The sequence below is a fragment of the Roseomonas chloroacetimidivorans genome, from assembly GCF_049629625.1.
In the GTDB taxonomy this organism is placed as follows: Bacteria; Pseudomonadota; Alphaproteobacteria; order Acetobacterales; family Acetobacteraceae; genus Roseomonas; species Roseomonas chloroacetimidivorans.
In genome coordinates this window covers 1-10,673 of record NZ_JBNBZS010000130.1, presented here as the reverse complement: position 1 = coordinate 10,673, position 10,673 = coordinate 1, and the positions used below count along the sequence as shown (strand labels likewise).

The following is a 10,673-nucleotide window of genomic DNA, read 5'->3' as shown; positions in this document are numbered from 1 at the left end:
TACGAATTAATCCCCAGCATGCCTGAGCACAGGCTCGTCCCGCTCATGACAGCCTTCGCCAAAGCCGTCGCGCAGACCAGCACCTTCAGCAACCTACTTGCTCATGCGCAATGAGGGGATCATTGAGGGACGCCATGCCATGTGGCGTCTTGGCATGGACGATCCTACCCTTCGGGCCAGGCGATGGCGATTACGTCGAACACCGGCGGTGCAGACTGCCAGGAGGATCTGCGAAGAGTCCTCTGACGCATGTCAGGTCCCTCTATCAAGTAGCACCACTTGGAGGAGGGAGGGCTGCGTCACAGTTTGCTCACCGGCGCAGGCTATCGCCCTCGGCATGTTCCGCCGGCCTTTCTTCGCCTGAGGTGGGATCGTGGTCGGGCAGCTCGGGCTTGCCGCGCGCGACGAACTTGAGGGTGCCGTTCGGGTGCGGCCGCTGCAGCTTCTTCGCCACACCCCAGGGCGCCGTCATCGAGGTTCCCGGCTCTTCTGGCTCGCTCAGGATCACCGGCATAGCCTTGAAGTCGATCGGGGCCACTCCCGCATTCGGCTCCGTGGTCAGGAATGCGAAGAGGTCGGCCGTCACCTCGCCTCTCTCACCCTGCGGATCGATGTCCAGCGCGGCACTCATCGGCGGCCGTCCGCACGATCGGAGCTGGGTAATCGGGATAGATGCCCGCGAGCAGCTGCATGTTGCCCACGCTGTCCCGCACGGCGCGTACCATCCGCCGGATCTCGGCCGGGCTGCTGTGGACAGAGTATAAGTTGCACATCTGGCCAAGCGTAATCCGCCCTGCCAGGACCACGAAGGCCGATGAGACGCAATGTGATCGGTCTGCGCATTTCCCAATATCGGAGCAGCCTCGGCAGACTCCATCCGCGCCGTTATCCTCGCGTCATGAAGGACGACCTGCTTCAGCCGGTAGCGGCCCCTGCCAGGCCGGTGCTGCCCTGGGAGCTCCATCCCTCCCTCTCCGAGGAACGGCTCGTGGCCGCCGCCCGCCTCCTGGCCCGCGGCCGGGCCGATGCGATCGCCCTGGCCGACCCTTGGGCCGGGGACGATGCCTGGTCCATCGGCTGCCGGGCCTACGCCTTCACCAAGCACCAGCTCTCCCGTGCCGCCGAAGCTGGGCGTTATCCCTGGCTCGGGGTGCTGGACGAGACCCACCATTTCGTCTTCTTGATCCATGGCGTGCCCGTCCGCTTCTACAGGGGCGAGGCGGATGACCCGAACAAGCGCACGCTCCGCCGGCAGGAGAGCGAGGCCGAGCAGCTCGCCCTTGCCATGGGCAGTGACCGGGCCGAGGGGCTGATGTTCCGGTTTGCGGTCGAGACCGAGCCGGACGGCTCGATCCGGCGCATCATATTCCTTGCGCTGCGTGGTGAGGCTGGGCGCGTTGAGTGTTTCTGGCCCGTCCCCCTGGACACTGCGTCCGGCCTCGCTGGTGCGTCGGGCGAGCGGCGGAACAGCGCCGCGCATCTCCAGATACCTCTCAGCGCGGCGGCGGAGCCGCGGAAGGCTGTGAATAGATCCGCGCGGCGGTACGGTGGACCAGGCCGGGCGGCGCTTCCCGATTCCGGCCTGCCGTTAGACAGCCACGCCGGTGCCGGCTCGTGACGCCGGAGCCTTGTTCCCGCCGGTGATCCCTCCAAAGCGGGTCGGAGGCTGAACGACCGCTCGCCCCCCCTTCCGCCCCCCGTCTTTGTCTCACGAGCTGCACCGGGGGTTCATGAACCCTTCCGATATCGGCGTTCGATGTGCAGTCTCCTCTGGTCCTTGGTCGCCGCACGCATCATCCGCAGCGCCGCGCTGGCCTCTCTCGCCCATATGGCAACTGGCGAGAGAGCAGACGTGATTGACGGAACATCGCCCATCACTCTGCAAGAGCGTCCTTGACCTGCTTGGCAGGGGCGAAGGTCATCTTTCTCGAGGCGGTAACCTCGATTGCCTCTCCGGTCGACGGGTTGCGGCCTTGTCGCGGAGGAACTTGCCTGGTCTTGAACTTGCCGAAACCGGGGAAGTTCACCTCCTCCCCTGACTTGGCCGACTCAACGATGCCGGTCAGAACGGCGTCGGCGGCCTTCTTGGCGATGTTCTTCTCGATGCCAGCACTGGCCGATACGCGCTCGATAAGATCCGAGGTCTTCGTGGTGGCCCTTATTGCTGATCCGATTCGTCCGACGAGCCAGCGCTCCGCGGCGATCAGCTCGCCGACTTCGTGGCGCGGCGCTTGGCCTTTTTCGCGCCGGCGAAGGCCGCGGCCTTGAGCGACGGTGCCGCCTTGAACTTCACCGTCGCACCCGCCTTCACCGCGACCTTCTCGCCGGTGCGGGGGTTCAGCGCCGAGCGCTTCGGGGTCTCGCGAACGGTGAACGCGCCGAAATCCGGCAGCGAGAAGCGGCCGTTCTCGACGATCTGCTCCTTGATGGCCGCAATGATGTCGGCCGCCAGACGCCCGGCGGCCACGCCGGTCATCTCGGAGGATTGCTGGATGACGTCGGTGAGAAACTTCTTCGACATGGCTTGATTGTCGGACCCTTGCTCGTCGCCTGCTCATCTGCAGGCAGGGGAAACTATCCTGACCAGCAGGACAGTACCACCCGTGGGCACAGTACCGGTACCTCAGCCGCTTCGTTCGAGCAACGCAGCGGAACAGCGCTCGAACTTACGGATGAAGTCGGGGCAAGTAGAACGCTGCAAGGCGGGCAGACTGGACCTTCGCGCAGTGACGCACCTGCCGTGATCTCGACCACGGCGGCATGGCGAACACCGTCGATATCTGAGTGCACAGCCAGAGCTCCGCCCGGAACCAGCATATCGAGTAGCGCTCTCCCCGCTACGTTCGGCTTCGTAGGGAGCAGCTTCCGTGACGAGCTGAGCCGTTCGCCGGCTCCACGCTCGCCGGCCAAGCCGAATGCGCCGTTGCTACCCCACCTTGCTGCGGGGGCCGCCGCGGCCGCGCTGTTCGCCGGCACGCGGCTGAGTGGGAAGGAGAGGAAGCAAGCCAGGAAAAAGAAAAGCTCCTCGGTGCAGCGCGGGATTCCGTTCCGGGCCCCTTGGGCCGGACCGGTAATCCCGCCGCCGCGCCGAGGAGAGTAAACAAAATGAAAACGAACGAGACGCGCCGTGATGGCCGCTGCTGCCGCGGCGGCACAAACGACCGAAAGGAGCCAAACCAACGCCGCCTTGCCTGCGGCCAGTTCAAGGGCCAGCGGCGACGCCGGCGAGAGCGCTGGTCCAGGGCTCCCCGCCCCTACCCCGCCATGCCGACCCTCCGGCGCCGGATCATCACCGCCCCCGGTTTGCCGCAAGGCCGGCCACCAAAGGGCTGGGCGTTTTGCTACTCGCTCGCCCGCTCACCGGATGGTGCGCCCTTCTATGTCGGCCAGACCCAGCTGGCGCCTGCCGACCGCCTTGCGCGCCACGTGTCCCTGGCCCGGAACCGAGCGGGCGGGAATCGCCGGCTGGAGGCCCGCGTCAGGCGCCTGGCCGAAGGGGGCGACGAACTCGTCATGCGCGTGGAGGGCATGAGCCCGGCCGGAGATGAGGCCGATGCCGCCGAGCGCGCCTGCATCGCCGAGTGGTGTGCCGAACTCGGTGCGGCGCTGCTGAACCAGGGGTCCGGTGACGAGCGCTGCCCTACCGGGCGGCTGGTACCCGCGGAGGGAGGCTTGCGGACCCGCCTCGCGCGCCGGGCCGAGCAGCGGGAGACGGGATACCGACGCAGCCAAGCCCTCGCCGCCGCCCGCGCGGCGCAGGTCCGGCGGAACGCATTCCGGGCGAAGGAGGGCGCCAGGGCCGGGGCGGCTGTCGCCTCGGCGTTGTGCGCCTACCTCGCCGCCTCACCCGGGGCCGCCCTGGCCGATATCGCCCGGGACCACGGTCTAGACGGGCGCAGCCTGCAGGAGGCCGTGCGCGGTCGGGAGCGGGGCATCCCCGAGGCGCTCGCCTGCGCCGTCCGCGCCCGCATGAACGAGGATGTCAGGCTCTGCGGCCAGGCGCTCGGCCACGGAGCGGCTCGCGTCGACCGCAGGCAGCTGCGCTGGTTGCTGACCGCCTATGCCAGGCCGGGTTCCGTGCTGACCCTGACGGCCATCGCCGCCCGGCTCGGAATCACCCAGGGCGCGGTTTCGCAACTCATCGCCGGACGGAAGGGCCGGCCCCTGCCCCGCCAGCTCCTGCGCGCCTGCCGCGCGCGGGCGGAGGCGGTTCGGCGCGAGGCATACCGCCCGGGAGGCGCCCGATGAGGGATCTCTCCACGCCGCAGGACGGGGATCTCACCGCGGGAACCCGGATCGGGCGCTACCTCGTGCTGCGGGATATCGACGGGCGACGGCATGCCCTTTCAGCCAGCGCCGTGCACGCGGCCTGCGAGGAGGAGGACGGTGACACCGTCCTGTTTCTGCCCGGCGGGCGCGCCCTGCGCATTGGCGTCCCACTCGCGACCGTGCTCGGCTGGCTGGATGGAAGAGGCTGACCGGTGTCAGGCTTCCTCCGGTGCCAGTGCGCTGGGCCGCTCGCCACCTCGGCGCGCTGATCGGTCGCACGGGCCAGGCGGCGGGTGATCGTCACCCGCCGCGCCTCCGGCGTGCGGCGCTGGATCCTGCCTCAGACTGGGCCTGCGCCCGCCGAGGGTGGGAACGCCTCGCGATCCCCGGCCTCTCCGCCAACCCCGGGACGGTGCCGCCGGCGCCGTCCCCCTTTCCCCGCCTCTCCACGCGACCGCGGCGCCTCTCGAAACGCGGCTTCGTCTGTACACCCCCTGCGGCCCCGCGCTGCCTGAACCTGGACCCCGATCATGATCCGCATCGACGGCACTTTTGACATCACTACCCGCCAAGAGCTTGGGCCGATATGACCGGCTCGCCGCGCCAGCCTCGGCCCCGACCGGCAACGAGGTCGAGCCATGACGGCAATCATGCGACGAGCGCTCTCCAAGCCGACGCTGGCGCCCCCGCATTTCTTGATCTTGAGGCAAGCTCCTTGATTGTCGGCCGGGAGTAAGAAGCCCGCCCACTCGATTCTCGAGACCTGCGCCCGCGGACAGCATCGTCTGGATCGGACTTCTGGCACGACAGGCCAAGGAGATCGGCAGTTCGGACGACGGATTTGCCGGCGATCGTCTCCAACTCGGCTTGGTGATCACGGAGAAGGGCGGCACTCATCTTTCATCCCGATACTTACGCGGGATGTCCTCGGACGAAGGCGGATGCCGTTCATCGCTCCTGGCGCAAAGCGTCCGGCTCGCCTTCCGGTCCAATCCCACCCAGTGACCTCCAGCTTCGGCCTAGGACCCAAGGTCCGCCGGCGTGCCCCAATCGGCGTAGAAGTCCTGTGCATCCGGCGAAGAGGCGATGTACTGAGCCACAGCGCGGCTCTGCTGGCGTATGCGCTCCGCGGCAGCCCTTCGCTGCTCCAGGCCATCCTGGCAGGGAAGCCCGCCGCCGCGCCTCCCACTGAGAACCTCCCGTATGGCGATGAGATCGGGCAACGAGCCCTGCATCATCCGATCGAGGGCGCTGATGCCGCCGAAGGCCTCATTCGGCTTCTTGATCCAGCTGTAACCAGTATCGGGTATCCTGAAGGCAAGGCGGAGCTCCTCCTGGATACCCTGCAGTGTCGCCATCCTGAGCGCCGTCTCCGGGGGTACTTCCTCGGCCTCGCCACTCCTCCAGCGATGAAAGGTGCTCTCATCCGGGTCGCCTAGCAGCCGACGGGCCTCAACCGGCGTGAGTTCCCAGTGCTCAAACAGCCCGAAGATGGCCTTCATCGCCGTGCGAAGCTCACCCTGCGTCGATCGGACGGTCAGGTTGAAGGGGCTCGTCACGGGTTCCTCCAGTCCACGATTCAGATCCGTATGAGAGTGGGCGTGACGGACCCTGGATCAAGCATCACCCATGGCGCCGATCGCACGCCAGCCCGCTGCATTCCCATCTCGATCCGTTGCGTTTGGGGCTAAGCTGAGGCGGCAGCGGAGGTAGACCGGGTGGCCTGGCTGCACCTCCGCCAGGAGACGCCGTCGTGCCTCGCCCGCCATCCCGCTTCGCCGCGCTGATCCTGAGCATTGCGCTGCTGTCTCTCCAGCACAGTTGGCCTCGGGCCGAGGCTCCGGATACTTAGGCGCTCCGGGAGCGTTCGCCATCAGGCAGCTGCACCCGCGCTGCTGCGTCTGGCCGAAGCGTTCCCCGGAAGGTCTTAACGGCTTCGTCCAGCTGCTCAGCGGTTAGCAGTGGCTCCTCGTCCTTCCTCGGGTCGAACCCTAACATCGGCAGCGGCCTGTCGCCGCGGCCCCGGGCATTCACATGGGCGCCGACAGCGTCCGTGATCTTCGCCACCGCGGCCCGGTGCGATGTGCCGCCAGCTTGTGCCCTCGGGCAGGTTCCACGCAGGTGCCGCGCGGTCCCGCACGGCCAGGAACTTCCGGGGCACCTCATCATCGACCATCTGCAGCCACTGCTCCAGCGGCTGCCGAGGACGGCGGTCGGGTAGGCGACGAGGTCGGGGCTCCGGCCAACCGATCGTAACCGCCTGTGGAACCCGGCCTGATGGTCCGGAAAGAAGATCCCTGTTCGAGGCACGGGCCGTTGCGCCGGGCCCTTTGGGCCGGTCGCAACGGTCCGCCGCCTCTGAACAGGAGTTAAAGATGACTAAACGTAGCCGTAAGCACAGCAGTGGACCCGTGTCCGGAAACGGAAAAGGCCCAGATGAAAAGCAGAGCACCAAGAAAAACGGGCGCCGCGTTCGGCGCGAGACCCGGCAGGATGAACGCCAGTACCGCCTCGTTCTGCGTGCCCCGCCCGGCGCGAGCCGTCGTCGCAGGAGAAAGGTCCAGATCCCGCAGTATCACCCTCCCCTGCCCAAGCCGGTGCTCCACATCATCGCTGGCCCAGGATTGCCCGCCGGCAAGCCGCCTTCCGGCATGGCCGTGCTCTACCAACTCGCGCCCTCGGCTTCGGCCGTACCGGTCTATCTCGGCCAAACCAAGAACGCGCCGAGGTCGCGGTTTTATAAGCACATCTGGTTCGCCCGCCATTTTGGCGGGATGAACGCCCAGCTCGAGGCATGGATCCGCCAGCGTGTGGTGGCCGGCCAACCCATCTTCATCCGCGTCGTCGGCCTGTATCCCTGGGGCGATGCGGCTGACGCCGCCGAACGCGCTGCCATCGCGGATCTCCGGGCTGATCTTGGCTCGAAGCTGTTCAACCAGGGCCCAGGCGGCGAAAAGGCTCCAGCCGGGCGCCTCGTTTCGCGCGAAGAGCGCCAGCGCGCTGCCCTGTCGCGCCGTCATCGCCAGAGGAGCGCGGCCTTCCGCGCGCATCAGGCACTCGTAAGCTCGCGTCGGCGGCACGCGCCCGAGGTCTACGACGCCCTTCTGCGCGACTTCGCCGAGGCTCCTCTCCATGTCACGGCCCTAAAGATCAGCCAGCGCCACGGCGTGTCCGAGACGGCGCTGATCACCCTGCTCCGCGGCCATGCCAACGGCCTCGTGGTCCGTTCAGACCTCCTGGCCCGAGCGCGCGACGCCCAGACGCGGCGCAAGGCAGCACGGCGGACGGAGAGCGCCCGTGTGCAGCAGATCATCGAAGCCTATCTCGCGTCGCCGCCCGCCACCGCGCTCGCCGACATCGCCCGCGCGGATGGGTTTTCTCCGAAGCGCATCCAGGGCTGCTTGCGCCGAGGCCAGCATGGAATTCCGCACGACCTCGCCAGGGCCGCCCTCGCCCGCATGCGCCAGGATGTGTGCCTGAGGGCGATATCACTTGGGCGCCGTCGGGCCCGCATCAACCGCGTCCAGCTGCGGTGGCTGCTGACCGCCTATAGCCGTCCGGGATCTCGTCTGACCCTCGCAGCGATCGCCGAGCGCCTTGGGGCCACCCAGGGCGCTGTCTCGCATTTCATTGCAGGCCGTGGCGGGCGACCGCTGCCGCGGCGCCTCGTTCGGGCCTGCAAAGCCAGGGCGGAAGCGGCCTCCCGGGCCGCCTTGCGGGCGCCTGTACCGCCATCCGGGGTGTAAGGGACGCAGGGTCCGTCTACCCGCGGGAGTCGCCGTGAGGCTCCGGAGGAAGCGGCCGTTTGCGCCGCCCCCCTTGCGGGTGAAACGGAGATGACCCGGGCGGTCTCCCTGGAGACGCACTATGCCCACTTGCCTATCCGTTAACCGAGGCGCCGCTGTCAGCCAGGCTGTCCTCCTGGATGAACGCCGACAACCTTGTCCTGGGCGGTGTTCCCTGCGACCTCATCCAGACCGTGGTGGGGCTCGTTGCCGTGCTCGATTACCTGGATCGTGCGGCAACGGGGTGCGCCGGCTTGGCACTCCGGCCTGACGCTTTGGGCGCGTCCGTCATAGGAGGAGCCGAGGCTGGCCCAGCTGCCTTCGCAGCGTTGATCGACGAAACCTTCACAGCAACCCGTGCCCGGGCGCTCGCGAGTGCGATCGGCCGGGTCCGCGACCGTCTGGCAGCACATTCCGAGGAACTGACCAGGCGCTTCGATCAGGTCGTTTCGATTGCAGCCGAGGTTTGGCGCGAGGCGGCAAAGGTGCGCGACTGGCTGACCCGCCCTCACATGCTGCTCGGTGGGCGGACGCCACTCGCCATGGCCGTTACCGAGGACGGCGCCGTACGGGTCGTGCAGATCCTGCTGCGCAACCTGCAACACGGCCAGCCGGTGTGACGGATCCATCTCATCCCACAGGCATGCGGCGCGCTCGGCACGGAGGTGCATGAGGTCAAGACGATGACGCCCCGAACTCGGGGATGCCCGGCGATCGACACCGGGAGAACCGGTGCTGGCCCCTGCACCGAGAGGATCCCCGCGCGCTGGAATACGGCCTCACTTCCCGGCAGCTGAGAGACCGCTCGCGTGGTGGGCGACGGGCACAGCAGGGCGAACTCGGCAAAGCTCGTGCAGCGCCTCCTGCCATCATGCCCCTGCGCCGCCAGGGAACAGGGGAGAAAGAGAGATCTCCGATTGGGTGGGGCGCGAGGCCTGCGCTGGGCCCTTGAGGGCCAGCACGGCTCACGCCCCCACCCACTCGGAGATACTGACTATGACAAAGATCGTTTTCAACAATGCCCGGCACAGCCGGGCAGGCCGTCGCAGGGACCGGACCGGCCAGGGCCAGGTTGCCCAGCCCCTGCAACAGCAGGATCAGCAGCTTCACCTACCCCACTCCCAGGGCGCCGGCACGCGCCGAGGCCGGCGTCAGCAGGCCAGCGCGAAGCAGCTCCGCAGCAACTACTGTCCTCCCGTCCCCCCGCCGCGTCTGCAGATCATCGACACGGCAGAGGCACCCGGGGGCGTGCCGCCCACCGGCTTCGCTCTCCTCTACGAGCTCGCCCTCTCCCCGTCCGCACCGCCCATCTATGTCGGCCAGTCCAAGTGCTCGGTGAGGAAGAGGTTCTACAGCCACCGCTCCTATGCCGGGCGGAGGATCGGCAAGAACAAGCGGCTGGAGGCCGTGATCAGGCGCATCGCCCTCGCGGGTGATCCCTTGTTCATCCGCGTCCGCTCCGTCCACCCGGTCGGAGAGGCGACGGACGAGGCCGAGCGCACGGCGATCGCGGCGCTACGTCCCGACCTGGGCGACGCCCTGCTCAACATCGGCCCTGGCGGCGAGCGGGCGCCTGTCGGCAGCCTCGTCCCAAAGGAGATACGCGAGCGTGCCGCCGCCACGCGGCGCCTGCGCCAGCGCACCCCTGCCGCCCGCGCCCACCAGTCCAGGATCTGCTGCCGCCGCGAGCACGGACCGGCGGTCTATGACGCCTTGCTGGCCGACGTCCTGACTGCGGAGCCCGACACCACCGCGGCCGAGCTCTGCCGGCGGCACGGCCTCTCCGATGGCGCGCTCGGAGCCCTGCTGGAGGGCCGGGCCAATCGGTTCGTCGTGTGCCCCAGCCTCCTCGCCCTTGCCCTCAAGGCCTGGGCCCGGCGGCAGGAGCAGCGCCAGGCTGAGACCGATCGCGTCCGGGACCTGCTCCGCGCCTATCTCCAGGCCCCGGCCGGCACAGCCCTGGCGGAACTGGCCCGCGCGCATGGGCTGGACGCCCGGCACGTCCAGCAGCGCCTCCAGCCTGGTGGGCATGGCCTGCCCGAAAACCGCATCCGCGAGGTCCGGGGACGCATGCGGGCGAACCGGAGTGCGTGGTCACGCCGGCAATCCCGTCCCGGAGTGGACCGCAAGTGGCTGCGCTGGTGGCTGACGGCCTATAGCCGCCCGGGATCGCGCCTGACGATCGGGGCCATCGCCTCCGCCCTGGGCGTCACCCAGGCCGCCATCAGCAAGATCCTCGGCGAGGACAGGAAGTGGCCGGCATCCCGCAAGCCGATCTCCTGGCGGCTGAGGCAGGCCTGCAAGGCCCGTGCAGGCGCGGCTTCGCGGGCAGCCCTGGAGCGGGCACGGAGCGTGGCAAGCCGGCCCCGAAATAGGGACGGCCGATGACGGGCAGAGTGGAGGAGGCGCCCACCGAGGGCGCCCGGATCGGCCGCTACGTTCTCCTCCGGGACGTCGATGGCCACCTCCACGCGATCGCCGCCACCGCCCTGAGACCCCGTTTGAGAATGCAGTTCCGGCCTGGGTTGGGCCGGTCTGCATGGCCACATAGGCGGGATGTGGACCAAGGAGCACCGTGCGCGGCAGCTGGCGTTTGAGCGGGGCCGGCGCTACCCGACT

Annotated in this window: 10 protein-coding genes; 6 read left to right on the top strand and 4 right to left on the bottom strand. The window is 68.5% G+C overall.

The window, feature by feature from the left end:
• Positions 1-310: 310 nt before the first annotated feature.
• Positions 311-631, bottom strand: coding sequence for an SOS response-associated peptidase family protein (locus ACO1BU_RS34075; protein ID WP_424140360.1), 321 nt, complete (start codon positions 629-631; stop codon positions 311-313).
• A gap of 267 nt (positions 632-898) precedes the next feature.
• On the opposite strand from ACO1BU_RS34075, the gene ACO1BU_RS34070 reads away from it, so the two are divergent.
• A complete protein-coding gene (locus ACO1BU_RS34070; RefSeq protein WP_424140359.1) occupies positions 899-1,618 on the top strand; it encodes a hypothetical protein in 720 nt (239 codons plus the stop codon).
• 256 nt (positions 1,619-1,874) lie between these two features.
• Here ACO1BU_RS34070 and ACO1BU_RS34065 read toward each other — a convergent pair whose 3' ends face one another.
• Together ACO1BU_RS34065 and ACO1BU_RS34060 are read right to left on the bottom strand one after the other, a co-directional pair.
• Positions 1,875-2,132: an HU family DNA-binding protein gene (locus ACO1BU_RS34065; RefSeq protein WP_424140362.1), complete on the bottom strand. Its 258-nt coding sequence runs from the start codon at positions 2,130-2,132 to the stop codon at positions 1,875-1,877.
• A 71-nt stretch (positions 2,133-2,203) separates the two neighbouring features.
• Positions 2,204-2,521 (bottom strand): HU family DNA-binding protein, encoded by a 318-nt coding sequence (locus ACO1BU_RS34060; protein WP_424140358.1) that lies wholly within the window; start codon positions 2,519-2,521, stop codon positions 2,204-2,206.
• A gap of 584 nt (positions 2,522-3,105) precedes the next feature.
• Between ACO1BU_RS34060 and ACO1BU_RS34055 the strand changes: the two genes are divergently transcribed.
• Both ACO1BU_RS34055 and ACO1BU_RS34050 read left to right on the top strand, forming a co-directional pair.
• The gene (locus ACO1BU_RS34055) at positions 3,106-4,248 is read left to right on the top strand and encodes a hypothetical protein (RefSeq protein ID WP_424140357.1); all 1,143 of its coding nucleotides are present in this window, start codon (positions 3,106-3,108) and stop codon (positions 4,246-4,248) included.
• The gene (locus ACO1BU_RS34050; protein WP_424140356.1) at positions 4,245-4,478 is read left to right on the top strand and encodes a hypothetical protein; all 234 of its coding nucleotides are present in this window, start codon (positions 4,245-4,247) and stop codon (positions 4,476-4,478) included. The genes ACO1BU_RS34055 and ACO1BU_RS34050 overlap by 4 nt, the downstream gene beginning before the upstream one ends.
• Before the next feature lie 810 nt (positions 4,479-5,288).
• Here ACO1BU_RS34050 and ACO1BU_RS34045 read toward each other — a convergent pair.
• Complete coding sequence (locus ACO1BU_RS34045; RefSeq protein ID WP_424140355.1) at positions 5,289-5,828, bottom strand: antitoxin Xre/MbcA/ParS toxin-binding domain-containing protein; 540 nt, start codon at positions 5,826-5,828, stop codon at positions 5,289-5,291.
• 1,038 nt (positions 5,829-6,866) lie between these two features.
• Here ACO1BU_RS34045 and ACO1BU_RS34040 point away from each other — a divergent pair.
• The 3 genes from ACO1BU_RS34040 to ACO1BU_RS34030 all read left to right on the top strand — a co-directional run bounded on the left by ACO1BU_RS34040 (position 6,867) and on the right by ACO1BU_RS34030 (position 10,442).
• Complete coding sequence (locus ACO1BU_RS34040) at positions 6,867-8,015, top strand: hypothetical protein (protein ID WP_424140354.1); 1,149 nt, start codon at positions 6,867-6,869, stop codon at positions 8,013-8,015.
• A 155-nt stretch (positions 8,016-8,170) separates the two neighbouring features.
• A complete protein-coding gene (locus ACO1BU_RS34035; protein ID WP_424140361.1) occupies positions 8,171-8,674 on the top strand; it encodes an antitoxin Xre/MbcA/ParS toxin-binding domain-containing protein in 504 nt (167 codons plus the stop codon).
• A 376-nt stretch (positions 8,675-9,050) separates the two neighbouring features.
• On the top strand, positions 9,051-10,442 hold the full coding sequence (locus ACO1BU_RS34030) for a GIY-YIG nuclease family protein (RefSeq protein ID WP_424140353.1): 1,392 nt from the start codon (positions 9,051-9,053) through the stop codon (positions 10,440-10,442).
• The last annotated feature ends 231 nt before the right edge of the window (positions 10,443-10,673 follow it).

Coding starts and splice junctions, on each gene's coding strand:
- ACO1BU_RS34075 (WP_424140360.1), bottom strand. CDS start 631: ATGAGTGCCGCGCTGGACATCGATCCGCAGGGTGAGAGAGGCGAGGTG.
- ACO1BU_RS34050 (WP_424140356.1), top strand. CDS start 4,245: ATGAGGGATCTCTCCACGCCGCAGGACGGGGATCTCACCGCGGGAACC.
- ACO1BU_RS34060 (WP_424140358.1), bottom strand. CDS start 2,521: ATGTCGAAGAAGTTTCTCACCGACGTCATCCAGCAATCCTCCGAGATG.
- ACO1BU_RS34070 (WP_424140359.1), top strand. CDS start 899: ATGAAGGACGACCTGCTTCAGCCGGTAGCGGCCCCTGCCAGGCCGGTG.
- ACO1BU_RS34030 (WP_424140353.1), top strand. CDS start 9,051: ATGACAAAGATCGTTTTCAACAATGCCCGGCACAGCCGGGCAGGCCGT.
- ACO1BU_RS34055 (WP_424140357.1), top strand. CDS start 3,106: ATGAAAACGAACGAGACGCGCCGTGATGGCCGCTGCTGCCGCGGCGGC.